This window comes from Thermaurantimonas sp. (assembly GCF_046299575.1).
GTDB lineage: Bacteria > Bacteroidota > Bacteroidia > Flavobacteriales > Schleiferiaceae > Thermaurantimonas.
In genome coordinates this window covers 135,581-158,376 of record NZ_JBKBHX010000008.1, presented here as the reverse complement: position 1 = coordinate 158,376, position 22,796 = coordinate 135,581, and the positions used below count along the sequence as shown (strand labels likewise).

The window sequence follows — 22,796 nt, the reverse complement described above, 5'->3', positions numbered from 1 at the left end:
GAACGATTCTCAGTTAGTTGGATGAAACTTGTTTTTTCTTCTTCTCTGTTACTATCTCAACGGGTACAGATCGCATGCTCGCCATGCCGTCGTGACTAATTGCTTCGATTTCAAACCGGTACTGACTAAAATAGCGCATTGGGCCTGTGTAAAATGACCGCCTATCAGCGGATAAATCATTTTCTGTAATGATTAGCATGCCATCGCGATAGATCCGAAACCCCTTTAAATCAGACACATCTGGATATTCCCAATAAATCATGGCTGTATTTGAGTCTACTTCCCAGCGCTTTATAATCGGTACCGGGAGCACTTTCGAGGCCACTTTTACTGTAATGGTATCACTTGGTTCGCTTTCGTACATGTACTTACCTAAAGACGATACACAAAAGCGATAAGTTGCTCCCTGATCCATAGGCACTTCATAGACGAAGCGGGTTTCGCGAATTGCTTCTTCAAAATTGATCCACCGAAGGTCGTTTGACAGAGGGTGAGATGCGTATATGTAAAATTCCTGAGTAATGGTGTCTTGTTGATTTCCCTTTTCCCACTCGAGTGTAATGAAAGTGCGCATGTTTTGGGTACGCACCGTAGCTCTTAAATTTTTAGGGCGTGGTGGGACGATTTTAGGCAAGTAATAAAACATTACCTCGTCGCTTGAGATCTCTGTTTGGTCTTTATACACTGCTTTGATCCGATATGCGTAGTATTCTTTCGGTATTAATGGCCCTTTGTCGTTATAAGAATAGGTATTTGGATCAGAGATCACCCCTATCTTGGTAAAAGGGCCAGGAGGCAATGCCCGCCATATTTCAAAGCGATCGATATGACGTTGAACACTTTCAGCTATTTTAAAATTTAGCAGAATACCTTGGTCATAAGACAGATTCCCGATGATTTGAAGTATTTCAGGTTTTTCATAGGTTTCAATGATCTCGTTTGGATCGTATTTAAAAAAGTTTTCGCTGTCTTCGAAATTAAAAAAGGAAATCAGGCGAATGGAATATTCATTGACCTCTGTGGGAGATGCGCTGCTATCGTAAACCGAGTAAAATCCATCAGGATTACGTTGGATCACAGGTGTTGGGTTGATTTTGATCCACTCATCACCATTGCGCCGATAGACATTAAAACCTCTGTGTGCAAAAAGGTTAAGAGTTTGCTGATCGGCACGCCAGAGCAACTGCACGTTTCTTTTGTTCGTAAACAGTCGCACATTAAAGTCATAAATTCGATTGAAAAAAAACTTTTCTCCGCCAACGAGGCGAAAGGTTGCAACAGGTCTACTCTGTTCCTTCTGATTAATCATCAGAAACAGACCGTATTCGTATGCTATGCCCATTTGTACATCTGAATCGTCGCAACCCAGACCTGCTGCCCTTGCCACATTGTAGTTAATGCTTATTCCAAATTTAAATTCCTGTAACTTTTCAGAATCTTGCAGCTCACTTACAAGTTTAGAATTATCTATCTGCTTTAATTTGCCTGATTGAAAGAGCGAATCGATTTCTTCACGAAAAGACAAAAGCGTTTCATTTGTCAAACCTAAATTTTCATACGACTTAGCTGAAGAAAGTTCAAACGATATTGGACCTGCCACAACAGACCATTGACGCTCTTTTTCACGGCGTTTTTTTAAAATAAATCCGTTTAAATTGGCTGGAACTGTTTTTGGCATCCAGAAAAATGACCAGCGTAGCCCATCGGGGCTCCCAGCTGTAAGCACGAAAGATTCATTTTGTGCACTCAAAATCAAGCTCTTGCAAAATATTAGGAGCAAAATCAACTGTTTCATGTCAAGCTCTTTAAATAGAAAATGAAATATTTGGACTTTCGATCTGGTTTCCATAGCCAGGAATGCTTGCCGGCAAGGTAATTCTTGCTCTTCCGGAAACAGTCAGGGTGTTGTTCATGTACGAAGCATCTCCCCACACTTCAGCTGAGGCTCCTGTATTAAAATCGTAAAAGAAGGTTTCTACCCTAACCTGCGCAATTCCTTGAACATAAATACCAAAACTACCACTTAAACCATTTATGTCAAGGTTCATATCTGCGTGCGAGTTCAGCTGGAGTCTTGCTGTAAAGGTAACCACTCCCTTAAGCCATGAATCTCTGTAATTAAACTCAGAGGTCAATTTGCCACCGATACTACCTGTAAAACTGTTAACGTCATCGAGATTGCCCTGCAGATTAAAATATCCGTTGTGAAGTTTCACCAAACCACCAAACATATCACCACCCATGTTGTTTCCATTGGCTTTAAACTGGTTGTTTCCGAAAAAGTAATGAATTTTTAAATTCTTTGATTGAAGGATTGATCCATTTGTTGGAAAATTCAAATCAGCCCCTACGTGGCCACTTATGGTATTAGCTGGTATAGCATAAGCTGCTACCACTTCACCTTTAAAATAGGGTGTATTTTTCAGTACTTTTACATTACCTTTTATAGTAACAGTTGCGTTTTCGGTGGTAAGTGCTAATTCGATTTTGCCAACCACCTCACACATTTCAGCCACATCGCTTATACCGGCTAGTATTCCTATCAAATAGGTATCTTTCTGCGGCTGACCCGGTCCATCGATTCCTGTAAAGGAGTAATTATATCCCACAGATCCTCCTACTTGTGTGAGTTTTAACCCAGTGTTTCCTATAGGAATTCCAGGTGTTTTTGCTGCTACACTGAAGTAAACATAGTGGTACTCCTCCGGCTCATCTACAACTCCGTAGTCCAGTGATCCGTCAAGGCCAATTTTAGCAAACTCGCCTCTGAATGAGCCTTTAAAGCCATTGTTTTTAAAGGTCATATCTACCTCGAGTTCGCAGAAGCCTCGTTTAAGACGCCCTGATACCCCGCCCACGGCAATTTCGCCAGCCTGGTCAATGGTAAAATCCCGAATATTGGCCGCAGCTTTTACTCCAGTGGCACTGAGTTCAACACTTGCGTTGATTTTTAGTATTTCGTCTTTGTATTCAGCTTTGTTCAGATCAAATGAAAATTTTGAATATTTAACCTTTCCGTTACAGTTAAATTCTTTAAGGCCACCCTCTTCCACTAAGAAGGTTGCCACAGTGATTTTGGCATTGAATTTTGAATGTTTTGCTTTTAAAGAGCCCTGAATTTTGGTCAGGTCAAAATACCTATCAAAATCAGCATTTACATTTAGCTCATCCAGATCCATCGAAAATGCTTTTACCTTATTGGCTTGTACTTCTGCATTGCAACCTCCCCCTTGAGGAAAGTTCAGCACAAGCACAAAAGTTCCTTTTACAGCTTTCAGATCAGAAACAGTGGCTTTCCCACTTCCATTGGTCAAGTGAAAGGTGCCATCAGGTATACTGGCTTCAAGTCCTAAACTTAATTCATCAAGTGATACAGTAAAGGCATTGGTCTTGTACCTGGCATTTGGTTTAGCTTTTAAAGTGCCTTTCAACACTCCTTGATTTGAAAAGTCGCCCTTAAAGTCAGCAATTACTTTATCCTGATTTCCATCTTTTTTAACAATGTCGATGGCAATGCCCTGAATTCCGCTCCAGTTCCAGGTACCCGTAAAAGAATTTGTATTGGAAAAATTGAAGGTAACTGTTGAATTTGTTCCTTTTCTGAGAAGAATGACTCCACGGCCGGCTGAGAGGTCTCTGTCTTCGGGATTGGTAGCCTTGACCTGTACTGAGCCTTTCAGATTGCCGTTGATATCTACTTCTAAGGCAAACTTTTTCAATGCCAAGTCTAATGCTTTGACTTTTTGGCCTGTAGGCAACTGAAACTCCAATGCCGGCACTTCTGCATTACCTTCCCAGGAAAGTACCCCTCCGATCACAGCACGCGTATCGCAAACTCTTTTGATGCCGACTGTCACACCTTGTACCTCAGCCATACGTACAACTCCTCCCATTTCATCCATTTTTAGCCTCATTGCAGCATTATTAGCCTGATAGGTACAATGTCCATTGGCATCTGGTACAGGTGTCATGGGATTCACATTTACTGCGATTTCTATAGGACCGACAAGTACGCTTCCGGCAATGGGTGTACAAAGACATTCACAATTGTTCACTATACTTCGGTAGGTATAACTCACATTTCCGATGCTGTATTCGAGTTCTACTTGTGCATTCTTGATAGAAGTATCAAGCAAGGTAATGGTTGGTGTCAGAGTTTGGGCATTGGTTATCCGCACTTTTGGATGAAGAGCCCTCCATCGATAATTGGCTCCAGGAAAATTTTGGGGATAAACTGCCTGTGCAGCATTGATCACTTTTGATCCTGCAGCACCCAAACACAAAATTTCGGGCAAATCCACCTTCATGCTCACCACAGTCAGATTCATTTCTTCCATACCCGATTGGCGTATGAGACCGTGATAGCGCGTGTTGCCGTTTTCGTCAACGGTTGTCCATGTAGAATCAGCAAATTCACCGGGCTGCAGGGTTTTGGCATATTCGATTTGATAAGTTCCGGTGATTTTGGCCGGGGTAGAAAACCCGGGCTCAGGAGCATCAGCTACTTTTGCACTCAAAGTACCTTGCCAGGTTATGGTCTGGTTTGTGCCGATACTGAGCTCTATGGAGCCAGGGTCGCTCAATGAGGCCTGAGATGGATTTACCTGAATAGTAACAGGTCCTTCTGTTCTAAGGGTTACTTTTCCGTTTTCAAACTGGTCTGTTTGTTTTTTGAATTGACCGTTAAGGGTTGTGGCCTGCCCGGTTTGTTTGCTCACAAGTAAAATTTGGTTTTTTGGCACTCCAAAAGGCTGAATCACATTAGGATTGTTGCCTTGCCCTTGTGCAGGTTTATCTTGTGCGCAGACGCTGGTTACAAATGATAATACGCTCAGGTATATCGCCAGGAAGTTGAAAAAGTTTTTCATAGGCTGTGGTTTTTTTAAGAGCTTACTGCTTATCTGTTTTGAATTCCAAAGAGTTGTTTCATGAGTAATTCGACCTTCCAGTCGGGTATGCGTCCTCCTCCGCCAGATACGGCACCACCGGTAATTGTAACTGTGGCGAAGTCTTGTAAGCCACTGTCCATCGCTATCACGGCAGCTGTACCATTATTGATACCAGCAGTAAAAACACCGTTTATATTGATAGTACCCATATTTGCAGGCACTACTCGCCATTGTGGTTGTCGATTTCCAATGGGTAAATTGTCTTGATCAAACATGTTAACGGCAAACTGAAACTGGCTGCCTGCTGGAATTTGTGCTTGTGAGGGGACCACCTCAATACGCGCCACACGACGCCCCCTACCTGTTTGATCGGCTGGCTTTTGATAGATAAATCGAAAGACTTGACTTGGTAATTGAATTACACCTCTTGAGGTAATTACTTTACCTGTTATTTGCCAGGCATATACCTGACCGTCTATAAGCTGCTCGGCATATGCTGGATATTGAAAGCTGTTACCGGTAATATTTTCTTGTTTAAATACATGGATGTTTCTAACCACTTCTTCGGCAGTTTGGCCAGGTAATACTTTATAAAGGACAAAATCATAGCGTTCATTCTGTCCAAACCACTGAAAAAGAGGAAATTCTGTATAAATAATGGCTGGATTCATCCAAAATTCATTACCCGGAGCGATCAGTTCAGGATTAAAAAATGGATTTGAAACCACGGAGTTGCCTTTGTCTGTAGATATTACAGAACCGTCTTTGTCTTTTACAACCAGTTCTACTTCATAATTGTCCGGGGGGAATTGACCTAATCGACGAACCTCATCAGCAAAAGCATACCCCCCACTACCTTGGCTACCACTAATTGTGATTTTTTCAAAATTTCGGTTGCTAATTCGTTCTTGTTGATTGGGTTGAAGATTTTTTTTGACCGATAGCGTGGCTACTTTTCCATAGTTTTGAGTGGAAAGTGATACCTCGATGTTTACTTCCCTGCTTTGGTTATCATTTATTAAGTTAACAAAAAAGAGTATAGGTAAGCTGGAAATATTGGTTACGTCAAAATCAGCAGCGTTGTAGGTTTCATAAGGGACTATCTCAAGCAATGCCTTGAAATTTCCTGATATTGTAAATACCTCAAAACCATTAGGTTTAGTAATTACCTCGCTGCCAGTGGTCACAGTTACATTTCTGAAACCAGGTGCTGCTGTCTGAAGTACTGTGATTACAGCAGCTGCCATAGTAGGCGTTTGTACATTGATTGGGTTTTGCACCAAAATTCCTTCTCCAAAATCTGCAACTGTTTGCCCGTTTTTAAAGTTGGAATTAATGCCCCTGATTATCACCGTAGTAGTAGTACCAATGGTAGCAGCCCCTGGCGAGAGATCAACAATCGTTTGACCGAATACCTGTGAACTCAGTAGAACACAAAAGAAAAATTTAAAAATTTTCATAGGTTATGGTATGTTGATTGTAAGCGAATTGATTGATCAAATTTTACAACTAAAACAAAGATTGAAAACAAAACCTGTTGAAACAGTTTCAGATTTTATTTGAATATCGTTAAAACATTTTTCAATGCACTCGAAATCGCTCTATTTGAGCTTTCTATGATTAATAAAATTATTGATAGAGTTGATTACAGAAATAAAGCGTCTCACAAATTTTTCCCTTATAACTCAAGGATAGAAAACAGGATACTTGCATTTTGGAATACTACTTGCACAGGCAACTGATCTTTTTTAGGAATAAAAATTTATATAAAATCGTCTATTTCATTGTTTTACAAAAACAAGTAGATTTTTTTTATAATTTTATTGTCTCCATTTAATTTTCTATAAAATCAAAAAACAAGAACAAATTAAAGAAAAAATACAAAATTTCTTACAATAGTTACCAGTGATGTATATTACATCTCAATAGAGAGTGATTTTTTGAACTTTGCACCCCAAAAAAAGTTGCTTCAAATTATGGTGAACGAAGAGGTAGATATACTGAAAAAAAGTGAGCAAGTACCTGTATTAGTAGACTTTTGGGCACCTTGGTGTGGACCTTGCCGATTCTTAGGGCCAATTATCGAAGAATTAGCCCGAGAAGCCAATGGTCTTTGGCAGCTGGTGAAGGTGAATACCGACGAGCAGCCTGAGTTTATGCACAAATACCACATTCAGGGTATCCCAACGATGAAAATGTTTTACAATCGTCAGGTAATTGGCGAGCAGGTAGGCGCACTGCCAAAACACGAACTAAAGCGCTGGATCGAATCACTTATCCCCACGCCCGAAAAAAAAGAATGGACTGCTCTATCACAGCGCTTAAGTTCAGTAAACGAACAAGAAGGCAAAAAACTTTTGGAAGAATTTATTTCACGCTTTCCGTCACATCAGGAAGCTAGAATTTTATGGTTGAGATCTGTAGTTTGGCATGAACCTCAGAAAGCATTAAACCATTTACGTGAATGGAAAGACCTGGGGGCTCATACTGATCTGGTACAAGACATTGAGGCACTGGCACGTCTAATGACTTTTAATCCCGAAGGAAAAACAAAAGTAGACGATATGCTCAGTGAAGCTGCTGCACACTTAAGATCAAACGACATTGAAGGGGCACTCCGTAAGTTGGTCGATAGCATAATGTATGACAAACACGCCCACGACGAGTTGGCCCGTAAAGCCTGTATTGCCATTTTCCATCATTTAGGTGAACAACATGAACTGACAAAAGTCTGGCGAAGGCGTTTCAGTATGGCACTCTATTGAAGAGCATCTGAATTTTCAGGTGCTTTTTTTGTTTAAAAATATAATATTCATAATTAAACAACATCGACATTCATAATTAAACAACATCGACAGCCGAATAAAAGTATTTAAGCTTATTTATTGTGGCAAATTTGATTTTATCATCTATATATCAATATTCTAAAAATTATCAATTGAAATTATTTTACCCAAGTAAACTTTTTTAGTATTTTTTATGTTTAATGTTTGCATATAAAACGTTAAACATTATGAAAACAAATTTACTTGATGTCGTCACCATTCCGGTAGATGATCCGGTGGCTTTCACTTTCTTTACCGGCTACATGTCAATGTTTGCCGCTTCGGTCTTTTTCTTTTTTGAGCGTTCGAGAGTACCAGAGAAGTGGAAAACTTCGCTGCTGGTATCTGGATTGATCACTGGTATTGCTGCCGTACACTACTACTACATGCGCGATTACTACGCCAGCACGGGAAGCAATCCAACAGCCTTGCGCTACATCGATTGGACACTTACTGTACCTCTGATGTGTGTAGAATTTTATTTATTGACCAAACCAGCTGGAGCTACTAAAGGACTTATGTGGCGATTAATCATCGCTGCCGTATGGATGCTTGTATTTGGATATATTGGCGAGGCCTTTAATCCGGAAGGAGGAAGTACAAGTCATTCCGTTACTTATGGAGTGCTTTCAACCTTAGGATACGTTTACATTTTATACTTGGCCTGGATGGGCGAAGTAAAACAGCTGGCCGAAAAAACGAACAATCCCACTATTATAAGAGGTATCCGCACATTATCATGGTTTATTTTAGTTGGTTGGGCTATCTATCCAATTGGATACATGTGTATGCCTGGTGGCTGGCTCAATATCGCATTTGGCTGGCAGCCTAGTGCTGTTGATTTATTCTATAACATAGCCGATGCTATAAATAAAATTGGATTTGGACTAGTGGTGTATAACATCGCTATCGATGATCTTTCAAAGGCAAAGGTTCTAGCTGCTTGAAAGGTTATAGCTTAAAAATTAAAAGACCCTATGTGTCTGATACATAGGGTCTTTTTGCTTTTTACAAATCCTGTTAATATTTCCAATATCTAAACTTTATTCCTTTTGTTGATTTAAGTGCTAAAGTTTAACTGCTAATCCAACAGTAATCCAGGCAATACCGTAACCGAGTTCGGCAAATGCGCCTAACTTTTCGGTAAAGTAGTACCTACCACCCAAGTGAAATCCGTACAATAAGCCACTACTCGAAGTAGCCACCGGAAAACCGGGGTCGGGATCGAGCTTTGAACTGACAATATTATAACCAAGAGTAACCCCTCCATAAGCATCAATATTGTCGTTCAGGTAAAAATGGTATGAACCTCTTGCACCTACAATAATATAAGAGTAATTTACCTTGTAAAATCCTCCATCGAAAGTGCTGCCCGAATATCCCAGAATACCGCCGGCAGATATCTTATCAGTAAATCCATGTTCATATGATACACTTAACGGTGGAAGGGTAGATTTACCAGATGTAAAAGCGCCAAGTCCTACACCTACATTTAAGAGTTTGTCTCCGGCTGCATATTGAGCCGACGATGGTAAACTGGTAGCTGCGATTATGCTGGCTACGAATACCAGAGAAAGTACTGAATTTTTCATGTTTTTGTGATTTTTGTTCGACAAAAATTTTATAATCTAAATTTTCATTATCTAATACAAATGATGTAATTTATTTAATTATCTAATATTCAATTTTTTATCATTATTTTACAACATATGTATTATTTTTTAATAGCTTGTATTTATCAAAAATTTGAATTCAAATTAAATTAGTATGAAAACTAAAATTCAATTTTTAAGCGCAATGCTGATTTTACTACTGCTCACACAAGCCATGAGCTGCGAAAAGGATGATAAAAATGAAAATCCGGATCAGCAACAGAATTCGACCCCTACACCTACGCCATCAGACGCAAATGGAGTATTGGTAAATCTTAAGCTCTTTAATACTCAAAGCACTCCTGTTGGAAATATAGAAATTGAATTTGGAGGTGCTGCGGCCTATTTTCTGGATGCCAATGGCAAATTTCAGGATGCCGGTGAAGTAACTGTTGATGGTACCCACAAACTCAAAAAGCAAACAGGTGCAATGGAAAACTATTACTTTTATGAACAGACGGCCTCTAACCCTACCGGTATCGAATATGGATCTCAGATTCAGTGGTCTGTATCTGGCAGCAGTGCAGTACAAGCCTTTAATCACACGATATCGGGATCGATGCCCACAGTCGGACAAATTACTACAACCGGAACCTTGTCAAAGAGCGGTTGCACTATTAACGTTGCTTCAGTGACAGGTGCAGATTCAGTTATGTTTCAGATAGGAGGAAAAGTAAAAACCAGACCTGGAAATGCAACCTCTTGTGAATTTAGTGCTGATGATATGAAAGATGTAGGCACGGGTTTACAATTGGTACAAGTGCTCCCATATAAAATACAAGGGGCTACCATTAATGGAAAAAAATACTATTTCGTACGCGAAGTAAGCAGAACCAAAATGCTTGAAGTTTCTAATTAAAATATGCTATTCAATTAAAAATCCCGGTCTGAGGCCGGGATTTTTTGTTTATAAAAATGTTAAGGTGCTTTTAGTGTAAAATCAACTGTTCATGCTGATGAGAAATTCCTCATTGTCTTTAGTGCGGCTAATGCGATCATGGAGAAATTCCATAGCCTCAACTGGTGTCATATCGCTCAAATGACGACGCAGGATCCACATGCGCTGAAGCACATCTTTTTCAAGGAGCAGGTCTTCACGACGCGTGCCACTGGCCATCAGGTCGATGGCTGGCCATATTCGACGATTGGCGATACGGCGGTCAAGCTGCATCTCCATGTTTCCGGTTCCTTTAAATTCTTCATAAATCACCTCATCCATCTTAGAGCCAGTATCGATCAGCGCTGTGGCAATGATGGTAAGCGACCCTCCATTTTCAATGTTGCGGGCTGCTCCGAAAAAGCGCTTGGGCTTGTGCAATGCGTGGGCATCAACACCACCTGAGAGTACTTTGCCACTAGCTGGTTGAACGGTATTGTAGGCGCGCGCCAGACGTGTAATTGAGTCGAGCAGAATCACAACATCGTGGCCGCATTCTACCATGCGCTTTGCCTTCTCAAGCACTATGTTAGCCACTTTAGTGTGGCGCTCGGCCGGCTCGTCGAAGGTTGAGGAAATCACTTCTGCATTTACAGATCGCGCCATATCGGTTACTTCTTCGGGTCGCTCATCGATGAGTAAGATGATGAGGTAACACTCTGGGTGATTGGCTGCTATTACGTTTGCTATTTCCTTTAACAAGGTAGTTTTACCTGTTTTAGGCTGCGCTACAATTAGTCCACGTTGACCTTTGCCTATAGGTGAAAAGAGATCAATAATGCGGGTGCTGAGCGTAGCATTTTTTCCGGTGAGGTTAAATTTTTCGGTCGGAAAAAGAGGCGTAAGATGCTCAAAGGATACTCGATCGCGAACATAGTCAGGCTTACGGCCATTGATTTCTTCGATTTTCACCAAGGGGAAGTATTTCTCTCCTTCTCTTGGCGGCTTTACATAGCCCAAAATCGTGTCGCCGGTTTTTAAACCATAGCTGCGAATCTGTGATTGAGACACATATACGTCGTCAGGTGAATTTAGGTAATTAAAATCGCTGGAGCGCAAAAAGCCGTATCCGTCGTTCATTATTTCCAGCACGCCTTCGTGTTGTACGATGCCGTCGAAGTCGTATTCCGTTGTACCTAAAGTTTGCCGCTCATGCCTGTACTGAGGGCGCTGATCAGGCTGTCGTCTGGCTTCTACATTAGGCTGTTGTTGTTGAGTAGACGTAGGTAATTCGTTTGATGTAGAGGGATCTATAAAGGAATTTGAATTTGAAAGCTCTTTCTCAGTTCCGTCTTCAGTGGGCTGCAGAATTTGGGTAACAGTTTCGGTTTCTTCAGGTTTAGCTACAATCTCGCTAAAAAGAGGAAGCTCAGGTGCCTGTATCTCCGGTTCAGGATCAAATACTCCCGACATTACCAACTGCTCTGCTTCCAGGTCTTTTACAAGCTGGCTTTTTCGGCCTCGTCTTGGTCTCTTTTCGGGTTGTGTGGTTTGTGTTTCGACGTTGTCAATATCAGTAGTCTCAGCCGTTTCGGCCATCGTCGTTCGTTCAAATTCATTCTGCTTGCTGAGTATGGCCTTAATCAATTCGGGCTTGCGCAAATAACGAAACTTTGGAATGTCAATGGCAGCCGCTATTTCTTGCAATTCAACTAGTTTGAGCTCTTGAAGGCGATCTTCCGTAAATGTCATGTATTTGGATAGATTTTAAATCTTGTTAAGAAAGGTAAAAAGCACTTAAGGACCAATGAGGGTCAATAGATTAAGAAAGTTTAAAGAAATATTCTTCCACAAAAGATGCTGCAATAATACAACCCCACTTCGATTTTCAAAAAAAATCTGCTGCACCTTTGCACAAAATTCATTTTAAACATGTGGCAACGCATTCAAACTGTTTATCTTTCTCTTGCTGTTTTAGCTAATATACTGTTGATGAGCGGCTTGCCAATTATGACAGCAACTGATTCAAAAGTAGTATATGCAAAAGACGACATGCTTTTTTTTATTTTAATTCTAATTAGCACAATCGATGCTTTTTTATCCATTTTTCTTTTTAAAAAACGGAAACTTCAAGTTTTCATTGGCCGTATTGCTATCCTCACGGCTATGATTGCTGTTGTCAAAATGCTATACACGTTTCTCACTGTTCAGAAAACCTTGGCTCACGTTTCGAATATCGGAATGTGGATGCCCCTTGTTTTCATCGTATTGGTAGCATTGGCCAATAAGGCTATCTTAAGAGACGAGGAAAAAGTGCGTTCAGCCGATAGAATTCGCTAATGATCGGGACGGATATTCAAAAAGCTGCAGCACTTTTGCAAGCTGGCGAAGTGATCGGCATGCCTACCGAGACGGTGTACGGTCTAGCAGGTAATGCACTAAATGCACAAGCTGTAGCTAAAATCTTCGCCATTAAAAAACGGCCGACATTTGATCCTCTCATAGTTCACATCTTTGATCTCAGTCAAATTGAGCTTTTGTCAAAGTCCTCTCTTTCAGAGAGTTTCTATGTGTTAGCCAATAGATTTTGGCCTGGACCTCTTACTCTTGTCGTCGAAAAGTCGGATGCAGTGCCCGACATAGTCACATCAGGGCTCAGTACCGTTGGTATTCGCATGCCGGCACATCCTATGGCCCAACAACTGTTGCGGTTGTGTAATCTACCGCTTGCGGCACCCAGTGCCAATCCGTTTGGCTACATCAGTCCGGTCACAGCTGAACATGTAGCTCGGCAGCTGGGCGATCAGGTACCATATATTCTCGACGGAGGACGTTGTCAGATTGGCCTTGAAAGTACCATAGTCGATTGCACTGTCTCTCCGGTTCGCATTTTACGCAAGGGCGGTATATCCATCGACAATATTTCTGAGGCCCTGGGTTACAAACCTGATGTACAAACACACTCAACAGACAATCCGAGGGCGCCGGGGATGCTCTCGAGCCACTATGCCCCATGTAAAAAGCTCATTCTTACCGACAAGGAAGAGGTTTTTCACAGAAATATCGGCCGGGAGGACACTGCATTTCTGCTCTTTACAACTCCTGTATTAGGACATCCTGAGCAACGTATTCTCTCGCCAAACGGATCAGATGCCGAAGCTGCTGCAAACCTGTTTTTTTACTTACGCGAACTCGATGAGAATCCTCATATCCAATTGATTATCGCTCAGAAAGCTCCTGAGCACGGACTGGGGCCGGCTATAAATGACCGCCTACGACGGGCAGCCACAATAGTAGATTGCAAATAATTACTTCAATATATCATAAGTTTTGAAGAAAGAACTCTGCCTTTGGAGCTTCTGAATCGGACTAAGTATACTCCCTGGCGAAGCCCCTGAAGTTCTAGCTCACTGCTCCGGCCTGAAAGTTCAAAACTCTGAATCACATGGCCTGTAGCAGATAATATGTCCAGCATTCCAGCTTCGGGTGTAAGTATGGTAAACCTGCCGCTGTTGGGATTTGGATAAAACCTAAACTGCCATGAATTTGCTGTATCATCGCTATTCGTTTTAGGTATAAATTTTCCACAGTTTGGTTGTGTGAATGTGTGTGTAAAATTGGGCAAATTTGCGACAATCTGTCCACAGCTATCGGTTTTAAAAATCTGATTGCCGCCTGCGACATACATCACACCAATAAATGCAGGCTCCAATTTCAATTTTTTCATAGCCAAAGAATAAAACCAAAAATTCGCATTTATATCATTTTTATACGTATATTTTTTTAAGATGTTACCAATTGTATCAATATACACCAGGTGATTAAAAAGATGCGAATATTCCCCTTGAGTGGAAATTTTAAGTTCGAAAACATGATCTGTTTCGTCAAATCCTGATAATACTACAAAACTCATCAAAGAATCAAAATTATTGTAATCAATTTTGTGAATAGAATTGGTGTTTAAGTCCAGGATTGAAAGAAAATGCGGGTTCTTTTTGTCTTGCTTTGAAAATAATAAAGTAGCATCTCCGGAACATGATATCATCGTGCCAAAGTCATTGCTTGGGAATATTCTCGATTGCTGTGAATTTTTATTTATGCTAAGCACATATTGAGTTCCGTCTTTGCGTATAAATTGAATGAATAAGTATGTATTATTTTCCAGAAAATTTCTAATCTCACTGAAATTATTTTTATGTGCACTCAAATACATATTAAACAAATCACCAACAGTATCCATTTTTCCATCGCTTAAATGAACTCTCGTAAGCAGTAATTGCTTCTGATTGTTTAAAAAAAGAATTTTTACGGTATTGTCAAATATTTTATCACTGAGAAAGATTCTGCTTACTGAGTACGGAAATTTAATGTCCCATAATACACTGTTATTATCGCCAAATTTTCGTCTGAATATGTAGATTATATAATCTGTAAACGCCATGAGAAAATCCATTTTTTCTATATCGATTGGAAGCGAGTAGTCGAGACTTTAATATTTGTTTTCTCCGCTTAAATCAATCCAATACGAATTTTTATAAAATCCATTTTTATCATAGATTACAAAGAGCGGATTGATTTCCCGATATCTTGGTGCTGTATATTTCTGATTATATACGTACATGTATGAATTAGAATTTTCATAGATCATATCCGAAATTCGATAGTGTGTCATACCGCCGAATTGAGCCTGAAAGGAATGAAAGTATGTACCTGATTGTGCACACAAAAGGTAGGTGGATACATAAGCCACTAAAAGTAAATTTTTCATGGCAAATGGCGATTAAATTGTGTTCATTACAAAAATAACTATTAAATTGAATAACAATGATACTTTTATGAATAGTTAATCTCCTTAAGCCTTGATATGGGCAGCCTCATGTATGTTTGAACCTGAAAATATCACAAGATATGAAGTTGCTACTTGCGAGCACCTCGCGTTTATACGGTCAGGGATATTTGGAATATCTGAGAGAAGAACTCAAAGATTTTTTCAACAATGGAAAAAAAATAATTTTTGTGCCCTATGCACGACCCGGCGGCATCAGTTGGGACGATTACACCGATGTCGCCCGAAAGGGATTTGAACCCCTGGCCATTAGTGTCATCGGCATACATGAGCTTCAAAGCCCGAAAAATGAAATATCTGATGCCGACGGAATTTTTATTGGAGGCGGAAACACATTTGTGCTACTTAAAACACTGTACGACACCGGTCACTTTGACGTCATTGCCTCGGCCGTACGCGCCGGTTTGCCTTACATGGGCAGCAGTGCCGGTTCGAATGTGGCAGGTTTGACCATTGGAACGACCAACGATATGCCTATTGTCTATCCGCCTAGCTTTCAGGCTTTTGGATTTGTGTCGTTTAACATCAATCCGCATTACCTCGATCCCCAGCTCGACAGCACTCATATGGGTGAAACGCGCGAACAGCGCATACTGGAATTTCATCAATTCAACACCCAGCCTGTCATAGGCCTTAGAGAAGGAAGCTGGCTTCGCATAGAAGGCAAAAAAGTAGATCTGAGAGGTTCTCTTACAGCGCGAATTTTCCAAAAAGATCAGCCTGCTATCGAACACCCTCCAGGTGAGCTTCTCTTTTGATCGGTTGATACGAAACAGTGTCCTGGTGATTGATTGAAGATGTAAAAATGCTTTTTGCCACAGCCTGAGTGCGCAAAACCACGTACACTACTACAGAAATTGAGCTAATGGGCATCAAGATGGCACATACTATGGGTTCAAGCATACCAGCTAAGGCAAAGCTCAAGCCACCGATATTGTACAGCAGGCTTATCAGAAAGCTTTCTTTAATAATTTTTACAGTCGATTTAGCCGCTTTTACATATTTCGGCAGCTTGTGGAGATGTGATGCCTCGAGTATGGCATCGCAAGCTGGTGAGAAGGTGTACACATCTTCAGCCACGCTGATACCCATGTGGCTGCGCATCAGAGCGCCGGCATCGTTCAGACCGTCGCCTGCCATGAGGGTTTTAATACCTTTCGACTCCAAATCTTCAATGTACTGCAGCTTATCAGTCGGTTTCTGAAAAAAACGTATTTCAGCCGTCTCCGGAAGAAATTTTTTCAGGTTGGGCAGCTCACGGTCGTTGTCGCCACTGAGTATGGTTATGGGTTTATCCTTAAGGGATTCAAACAGCTGATGAAGGTTTTCGCGGTATTTGTTTTGAATCGTGTAGCAGCCGCGATACTGACCGTTGATTTCTATGTGTACTTCGGAATTCTGGACTTCATCCGTTGAATGTACGGAATCAGGTATCACGAAGTTTCGGCTTCCGATTTTCAGGACATTACCGTTTACCACGCCTCGCAATCCGGAACCTTTTTCTTCCGAAAATTCGGTAATTTCAGCATTTCCAGTGTGCAGACTTTTCGACAAAATGCGGCTGAGCGGATGCAGTGAATTGGACACTACTGCATGCACCAGTACTACCTCTTCATCAGTGAGTGGCATGCCCTGATAGGTAACCTCCCCTTCGGAAGCTACTGTGAGTGTGCCCGTTTTGTCGAAGACAAAGTGCTCTACATCGGCCAGCTGTTCTACGGTGGGTGCATCCTTCAGATACAGGCCGTTGCGGCCCAGGTGTAGCATCATATTGCTTTCAGCGAAGGGAGCTGCCAGCGCCAGTGCACAGGGGCAGGCAACGATAAGAACTGCGGTGAGTACATTTATTGCCGTATGAGCATTAAAGGGCAACCAGGCTAAGAATCCAAGAAATGCAACCGCCAGCAGCCAGATGGTAAAGCGCTTGCTGATTTTATCGGTAAGGTCTTTGATGATTTTTATTCCTTTCCGGTGGTTTGGTTGATTCCATATGCTCGTGAGGTAGCTCTGATCGAGGGGTTTAAGTGCTTTTATTACAATCTTTTCACCCTTCTGTCGTCCGCCGGCATAAATTCGATCGCCAGGATTTTTGCTTACAGGTATTGCCTCTCCGGTGACAAATGAGTTGTCAATATACGCTCGACCTTCTACTAACTCAGCATCCACAGGAATCAACTCATCACTGTGAATCAATAAGAGGTCATCTTTAGCTATTTTGCTGATAGGTATTTGTTCTTTTGAACCATCAGCCAATATTCGAGTAACCGCAATCGGAAAATAGAAAGAATAATCTCTGTCAAACGACATGCGTTCGTACGTACGGCGCTGAAAGTATTTTCCGATAAGCAGAAAAAACAATAAGCCGGCCAATGAATCAAAAAAGCCGGGCTCATGAAGTACAAAAACCTCGTATAAACTTCTGAAGAAAATAATAAAAATGCCCAATACTATCGGTACGTCAATATTGATCACTCCACTGCGCAGACCAGCCCATGCGCTTTTGTAGTACTCCTGCGATGAATACAGCAAAACAGGTAATGACAAAGCCATACTCACAAACCGGAAGTAGTATGCATAGTTTTCATCACCCATGTTGTTCATACCAAGATACTCCGGTATGGAAAGGAGCATGATGTTTCCGAAGGCAAACCCGGCGACCGCCAATTGATAAATCAATGTGCGATCAAACGATTTTTCCTCTTTACGACCTTCGGTCAGACTGCTTTGCGATAGAGCCGGCGGATATCCTATGTGATCAAGCAGTGCAGCCAATCCGGCTAATGAAATGTCAGACTCACGAAACGTGATCTGGGCTGTTCTTTTCGGGAAATTGACTACAACCGAAAGTACTCCCTTCTTAAGTTTCGGAAGATTCTCGAGCAGCCAAATGCACGAGCTGCAGTGAATCTGCGGTAAACTCCAGCGTACGACAGCTACACCTCCTTCTCGAAATTGTAGGATTTTATCAGCTATTTCAGGATTATCTAAATAAGAAAAATCTTTATTCTGTGCTTCTCTTTTTTTACTAACTCCACTGGAAGGATTCAGCTTGTAAAAATCTTCAAGAGCATTCTCTTTTAAAATGTGGTACACCTCCTTACACCCATGACAGCAAAAGGCCTTTCCGTCATACTCAACTCGCTCTTTATCAATGGGTTCTCCACAATGGAAACAGATTTCAGCCATTATTTTACGATTGGCTGCAAAAGTTTGTTCAAACGGCTTTGTAAAGTATGACCAAGCTCATTAAAACATCCCAAAAGTCATAAAAGTTTACTATATTTGTCATGATAAATTGCACACCATGAAATCAGACATTCCGCTGTCATGTAACTCGTGTGTTACATTCAAAATTTCACAGTTGCGTTCGCTGCACAATGGAGAATTAGACTATGTAGAGCGAGAAAAAGGGTGTGCCTTCTTCAAGAAAGGCCAAACCCTATTGGTAGAAGGCAGCCGCAATAATGGCGTGTACTGTATTCACAAAGGAAAAGTGAAAATAACCCGAATGGGCTCTGAAGGGCGCGAGCAAATAATTCGCTTCGGAAAGGAGGGCGACCTGATTGGATATCGCTCATTGCTTAGCGGTGAACCAGTGAGTGCCTCTGTGTATGCAATGGATGAAACACATGCCTGTTTTATTCCAAAGCACGTGCTCTTTCACTTCATTCAGAGCAATCCGGCCTTCACGCTCGACCTTATGAAGTTAGCATGCAAAGATTTGGGTGATGCCGGTAAAATCATTACCAATCTCGCCCAAAAGTCAGTACGCGAACGCCTTGCTGAAGTTTTGCTGATTATCGACAATTCCTTCGGTACTGATGAAGACGGATGTCTAAACGTAAGCATCACACGCGAAGAAATTGCTAACATGGTGGGTACAGCTACAGAAACTGTGATTCGACTGCTCTCAGAATTCAAAGACGAAAATCTCATTGAAAACAAAGGCCGAAAAATAAAACTGCTCAACAAGCGTGAACTTGCTCACATAGGTAATGTTTATGACTGACGAAGATGTAGAGATCTGCCTATGAGAAAGTATCGATATCTGCTTTCTTTTACCATCACTTTGTTTACTGTATTAGCATTTCAAACGGAGGGCTGGTTATCATTTGCCACGGTTATTTATGCCTTTGGTGTTCTTCCTCTACTTGAATTAATACTCCAGGCAGATCCTTCCAATTTTTCTGATAGCGAAGAAGCTATTTTGATTAAAGACAATCTTTTTGATTTTTTTATTCTTGCAGCAGCAGCAAGTCAATTCGCCCTTTTTGGATATTTTTTGCACAACATCGCAACAGTCGATCCATCACAGCTCACTTTTTGGGGCAGGTCGCTCTCCTTTGGAGTGCATACCGGTGTAATGGGAATAAACGTAGGACATGAGTTGGGCCATAGAGTCGAAAAATGGATGCAACGAATCGCTATGGGGCTGCTTTCCACCTCGCTTTATGCGCATTTTTTCATTGAGCACAACCTGGGACATCACAAGAACGTAGGTACACCTCACGATCCTTCTTCAGCCCGATTTAACGAACCGGTTTACACCTTCTGGCTGCGAGCTGTGAGTCAGGGCATTATATCAGCATACAAAATTGAAAAAGAGCGGCTAAAGCGGAAGAAATTACCAGTGTTTAGTGTTCACAATCTTTTCTTGATTCTCATGCTGGTTCAGGCAGCTCTCTTAATATGCGTCTACGTATTTTTTGGTAAAACTGTTTTAATCGCTTTTCTCCTCTCAGCCTCTACCGGATTTTTACTGCTCGAAACAGTAAATTATATCGAACACTATGGACTTGCTCGAAAAAAAGTAAGCGAGCGCAGATATGAAGATGTAAACGTGACCCATTCGTGGAACTCTGATCACATCATCGGTCGAAGCGTGCTCTTTGAACTCTCTAGACACAGCGATCACCATGAAAACCCTTACCGTAAATATCAAATTTTGAAACATTACGATCAAAGTCCACAAATGCCCACAGGGTACCCGGGAATGATGCTTCTTACGCTCGTTCCCCCGCTTTGGTTTTACGTAATGAATAAAAAAATCAATCAATTACATGGAGATCAGCAAGGAAGAATTGCTTCGCAAGTTCAATGAGCGCCCACGCACTACATTGATGGATACGCTTAATATTCAATATACTGATGTAGGAACAGACTATTTGGTAGCTGAAATGCCCGTAGGCCCGCAAGTGCATCAGCCCTATGGCGTATTACACGGTGGTGCCACGGCGGCTCTGGCCGAAAGCGTGGGCAGTGCAGCCTCAGCCTTACACATCGATCGCAATACTCAGCAAGTGTACGGCATCGAAATCAGCTGCAATCACTTGCGCTCCATATCAGAAGGCAAAGTCATTGCCACTGCCAAAGCCATCCACTTAGGGAGAAGCACACATCTTTGGGAGATCGAAGTTCGCGACACTGAAGGAAAGTTAATCTCCCATTGTAAGCTTACAAATATGGTTGTTTCTAAAAGAAATTAATTTTCAAGACATAGCGAGAGCAAACTCAATTCCTAGCGGAATTATTTTCCCTTAATTAATCATTTTCGTAAAATAAATCTGTCAACAAACATACAAAAGTCGGTTGAATGTTCTTTTCTTGTGAATACTCTTGTAAAATTGTACCTTTGCTGAAACTCAATCGAATGTCTCATACTTTAAAATATCTATTTTTTTCACTACTTATAGCAACTTTCATTTCTTGTAAAAAAAAGAGCAAAACCGATCCCGAACCGCCCATTAAACCACTCAAAGAACTTTTACCTGGCACATGGAGATCAACCACTTACAAGGCTTCAGCACTCATAGTCCTATCAGGTGTCGAATATGAGTTGATCAGATCGATAAAAAACGGTGAATTAAACTGTGTAATAAATGCAGCTTTTGACCGCCTCCATTTCGAAGGTCAAGGAACATTTGAAACTACTATTCGAGTAGCAGGCCAAAATCTGCAAACAATGGATCAGCTCTACAGTTACTCTCAGCAAAACTCAAGTTATCAAATTACGAAAGCTGAGGTGAACTCAATTGAGATGGTGCGGATAGGAGAAAGCAACCCAAACACCATAGTTGTACAGGTGACAAGACAATCAGATAATCAACTAAAAATCACCTTTGAGCAGGCTGAAAACGTCGAAAATCTCGGAATGGTCAACTTTAAATACGAATACACACTGACTAAAAATCCATGAATCCCAAACAGCTCACCATAGCTATCGACGGATATTCATCGACGGGCAAATCAACACTTGCCAAAGATCTGGCAGTGGCTTTGGGATTAAACTACATTGATTCTGGGGCTATGTACCGTGCTGTAGCTTTGTATGCCCTCGAAAATAATTTAGTTAATGACGGACAAATAAGTCCTGAACTAATAAATAAACTCAACGACATTCACATAGCCTTCCAATTCAATCCAGACAATAAAAAGAGCGAAACTTTTTTAAATGGTCGAAATGTAGAGGATAAAATCCGCTCAACTGCCGTAAGCGCTATTGTAAGTGAAGTAGCAGCAATTCCCGAAGTACGCCGTCATTTGGTACACTTGCAAAAAAGCATGGGAAAAACCGGTGGCGTAGTGATGGACGGCAGAGATATTGGCTCTGTGGTTTTTCCCGATGCCGAGCTGAAAATTTTTATGACCGCCGATGAGGATGTACGCGTATTAAGACGCTGGAAGGAGCTTCAAGATAAAGGATACAACACCACTATCGAAGAAGTAAGAGAAAATCTGAACCATCGCGACCACTTAGATACTACCCGTGCTGATAGCCCATTGATAAAAACAGAGGATGCTATTGTACTTGACAACAGCCATCTTACACAACAAGAACAACTAAAATTAGCTATAAGCTGGGCTAATAAGGTACAGGCAATGGTCGAAGAATCTCAGAAAGTTCAGTGCTGAACAGATTTTAACAGACGGATAAATTCCTTTTGAGCAACGCTTTTAGGCATGCCTTTGAGACGAGCCCATGCATCGTGTAGCAACGTCTCCATTACCATGGAATATCGCTCAGGCCTTGGATAAGGATTATCACCTATAATTGCTTGATTTTTATATGCTTCTAATAAAATTCGAATATCTAAAGGCAATTCATAAAAATTTACTGACTTAATAACCTTCTGAAAATCAGCATCAGAAATTTTAGCAACTGAAGGCAGGGCGATTTCTTCTAAATACATGGGAACTAGATCTTGTCAGATACATTTTAATTAACGATAAGAAATAGAGGATGGTTAGTTCTCTAATGTGAATTTTTACTTGGTATTTTAATAGCTTGGCAAAAATAGTATAATGATGAAAATCAATTACTTAAAAACTTCTTACAAAAATTACTCATTGAGTTCTACGATAAAAATCGCCTCATTTGGCTTTTTGAAGTAGTACTGTTCTCTGGCAAAGCGCTCAAGCATATCTGGATTGCTCTCCAGCTGTTGAATCAGCTTTTTATCTTTTTCAATTTCTGATTTGTAAAAATCGATGGCTCTTCGAGTTTGCTGTATTTCTTTATAAAGTTTGTAATGAATTTTAAGAGAATGGGTATCTAAAAAAAGCATCCATATTAAAAAAAGAACACCTGAGAGCACATATCGATTTTTCATCCATACAAGTGAAGGATGATTTATAAGCTCTCTGATGCTGTTGAGTACCTTTTTCATTTTAACCAATACAAAGAAAGGTAAACAGCGCTATTCCCAA

21 protein-coding genes are annotated in these 22,796 nt (G+C 41.0%); 11 read left to right on the top strand and 10 right to left on the bottom strand.

What is annotated here, in order from left to right:
- Positions 1 to 13: 13 nt before the first annotated feature.
- The 3 genes from ACK4EX_RS10965 to ACK4EX_RS10955 all read right to left on the bottom strand — a co-directional run bounded on the left by ACK4EX_RS10965 (position 14) and on the right by ACK4EX_RS10955 (position 6,349).
- A complete protein-coding gene (locus tag ACK4EX_RS10965) occupies positions 14 to 1,726 on the bottom strand; it encodes a hypothetical protein (RefSeq protein ID WP_124397214.1) in 1,713 nt (570 codons plus the stop codon).
- Between the two features lie 79 nt (positions 1,727 to 1,805).
- On the bottom strand, positions 1,806 to 4,868 hold the full coding sequence (locus ACK4EX_RS10960) for a hypothetical protein (RefSeq protein WP_277028833.1): 3,063 nt from the start codon (positions 4,866 to 4,868) through the stop codon (positions 1,806 to 1,808).
- 29 nt (positions 4,869 to 4,897) lie between these two features.
- On the bottom strand, positions 4,898 to 6,349 hold the full coding sequence (locus ACK4EX_RS10955; RefSeq protein WP_124397216.1) for a hypothetical protein: 1,452 nt from the start codon (positions 6,347 to 6,349) through the stop codon (positions 4,898 to 4,900).
- Between the two features lie 516 nt (positions 6,350 to 6,865).
- Between ACK4EX_RS10955 and trxA the strand changes: the two genes are divergently transcribed.
- Positions 6,866 to 7,654: a thioredoxin gene (gene trxA / locus ACK4EX_RS10950; RefSeq protein ID WP_124397217.1), complete on the top strand. Its 789-nt coding sequence runs from the start codon at positions 6,866 to 6,868 to the stop codon at positions 7,652 to 7,654.
- A gap of 248 nt (positions 7,655 to 7,902) precedes the next feature.
- The gene (locus ACK4EX_RS10945) at positions 7,903 to 8,661 is read left to right on the top strand and encodes a bacteriorhodopsin-like (protein ID WP_124397218.1); all 759 of its coding nucleotides are present in this window, start codon (positions 7,903 to 7,905) and stop codon (positions 8,659 to 8,661) included.
- A gap of 120 nt (positions 8,662 to 8,781) precedes the next feature.
- Here ACK4EX_RS10945 and ACK4EX_RS10940 read toward each other — a convergent pair whose 3' ends face one another.
- On the bottom strand, positions 8,782 to 9,306 hold the full coding sequence (locus tag ACK4EX_RS10940) for an outer membrane beta-barrel protein (protein ID WP_124397219.1): 525 nt from the start codon (positions 9,304 to 9,306) through the stop codon (positions 8,782 to 8,784).
- Between the two features lie 175 nt (positions 9,307 to 9,481).
- Here ACK4EX_RS10940 and ACK4EX_RS10935 point away from each other — a divergent pair, with 175 nt between their 5' ends.
- On the top strand, positions 9,482 to 10,225 hold the full coding sequence (locus ACK4EX_RS10935) for a hypothetical protein (protein WP_124397220.1): 744 nt from the start codon (positions 9,482 to 9,484) through the stop codon (positions 10,223 to 10,225).
- Positions 10,226 to 10,306: 81 nt separating this feature from the next.
- Here ACK4EX_RS10935 and rho read toward each other — a convergent pair whose 3' ends face one another.
- A complete protein-coding gene (gene rho / locus ACK4EX_RS10930) occupies positions 10,307 to 11,995 on the bottom strand; it encodes a transcription termination factor Rho (RefSeq protein WP_124397221.1) in 1,689 nt (562 codons plus the stop codon).
- Positions 11,996 to 12,175: 180 nt separating this feature from the next.
- On the opposite strand from rho, the gene ACK4EX_RS10925 reads away from it, so the two are divergent.
- Positions 12,176 to 12,583, top strand: a complete 408-nt coding sequence (locus tag ACK4EX_RS10925) for a DUF4293 domain-containing protein (RefSeq protein ID WP_124397222.1) — start codon at positions 12,176 to 12,178, stop codon at positions 12,581 to 12,583.
- Positions 12,583 to 13,551 (top strand): L-threonylcarbamoyladenylate synthase, encoded by a 969-nt coding sequence (locus ACK4EX_RS10920; RefSeq protein ID WP_409772726.1) that lies wholly within the window; start codon positions 12,583 to 12,585, stop codon positions 13,549 to 13,551. The genes ACK4EX_RS10925 and ACK4EX_RS10920 overlap by 1 nt, the downstream gene beginning before the upstream one ends.
- 5 nt (positions 13,552 to 13,556) lie before the next feature.
- On the opposite strand, the gene ACK4EX_RS10915 is transcribed toward ACK4EX_RS10920, so the two are convergent.
- Together ACK4EX_RS10915 and ACK4EX_RS10910 are read right to left on the bottom strand one after the other, a co-directional pair.
- Positions 13,557 to 14,456, bottom strand: a complete 900-nt coding sequence (locus ACK4EX_RS10915) for a T9SS type A sorting domain-containing protein (RefSeq protein ID WP_409772764.1) — start codon at positions 14,454 to 14,456, stop codon at positions 13,557 to 13,559.
- A 276-nt stretch (positions 14,457 to 14,732) separates the two neighbouring features.
- A complete protein-coding gene (locus ACK4EX_RS10910; RefSeq protein ID WP_409772724.1) occupies positions 14,733 to 15,011 on the bottom strand; it encodes a hypothetical protein in 279 nt (92 codons plus the stop codon).
- Positions 15,012 to 15,151: 140 nt separating this feature from the next.
- On the opposite strand from ACK4EX_RS10910, the gene pepE reads away from it, so the two are divergent.
- Positions 15,152 to 15,847, top strand: coding sequence for a dipeptidase PepE (pepE, locus tag ACK4EX_RS10905; protein WP_409772722.1), 696 nt, complete (start codon positions 15,152 to 15,154; stop codon positions 15,845 to 15,847).
- On the opposite strand, the gene ACK4EX_RS10900 is transcribed toward pepE, so the two are convergent.
- Complete coding sequence (locus tag ACK4EX_RS10900) at positions 15,813 to 18,275, bottom strand: heavy metal translocating P-type ATPase (RefSeq protein WP_409772719.1); 2,463 nt, start codon at positions 18,273 to 18,275, stop codon at positions 15,813 to 15,815. The genes pepE and ACK4EX_RS10900 overlap by 35 nt on opposite strands.
- 118 nt (positions 18,276 to 18,393) lie before the next feature.
- Here ACK4EX_RS10900 and ACK4EX_RS10895 point away from each other — a divergent pair, with 118 nt between their 5' ends.
- The 5 genes from ACK4EX_RS10895 (at position 18,394) to cmk (ending at position 22,001) form a co-directional block, all read left to right on the top strand.
- Complete coding sequence (locus ACK4EX_RS10895; protein ID WP_409772716.1) at positions 18,394 to 19,098, top strand: Crp/Fnr family transcriptional regulator; 705 nt, start codon at positions 18,394 to 18,396, stop codon at positions 19,096 to 19,098.
- 21 nt (positions 19,099 to 19,119) lie between these two features.
- The gene (locus ACK4EX_RS10890; RefSeq protein WP_409772714.1) at positions 19,120 to 20,190 is read left to right on the top strand and encodes an alkane 1-monooxygenase; all 1,071 of its coding nucleotides are present in this window, start codon (positions 19,120 to 19,122) and stop codon (positions 20,188 to 20,190) included.
- Positions 20,150 to 20,575, top strand: coding sequence for a PaaI family thioesterase (locus ACK4EX_RS10885; RefSeq protein ID WP_409772712.1), 426 nt, complete (start codon positions 20,150 to 20,152; stop codon positions 20,573 to 20,575). The genes ACK4EX_RS10890 and ACK4EX_RS10885 overlap by 41 nt, the downstream gene beginning before the upstream one ends.
- Positions 20,576 to 20,739: 164 nt before the next feature.
- The gene (locus ACK4EX_RS10880; protein WP_409772710.1) at positions 20,740 to 21,285 is read left to right on the top strand and encodes a hypothetical protein; all 546 of its coding nucleotides are present in this window, start codon (positions 20,740 to 20,742) and stop codon (positions 21,283 to 21,285) included.
- Positions 21,282 to 22,001 carry a (d)CMP kinase gene (cmk, locus tag ACK4EX_RS10875; protein ID WP_409772707.1) on the top strand — a complete coding sequence of 240 codons (720 nt, stop codon included), beginning with the start codon at positions 21,282 to 21,284 and terminating at the stop codon, positions 21,999 to 22,001. Before ACK4EX_RS10880 ends, cmk begins: the two co-directional genes overlap by 4 nt.
- Here the strand turns inward: cmk and ACK4EX_RS10870 are convergent.
- Positions 21,992 to 22,279 carry an acyl-CoA-binding domain-containing protein gene (locus tag ACK4EX_RS10870; protein ID WP_409772704.1) on the bottom strand — a complete coding sequence of 96 codons (288 nt, stop codon included), beginning with the start codon at positions 22,277 to 22,279 and terminating at the stop codon, positions 21,992 to 21,994. The two genes, cmk and ACK4EX_RS10870, sit on opposite strands and share 10 nt — an antisense overlap.
- A 150-nt stretch (positions 22,280 to 22,429) precedes the next feature.
- Positions 22,430 to 22,756 carry an FtsB family cell division protein gene (locus tag ACK4EX_RS10865; RefSeq protein ID WP_409772702.1) on the bottom strand — a complete coding sequence of 109 codons (327 nt, stop codon included), beginning with the start codon at positions 22,754 to 22,756 and terminating at the stop codon, positions 22,430 to 22,432.
- Positions 22,757 to 22,796: the final 40 nt, after the last annotated feature.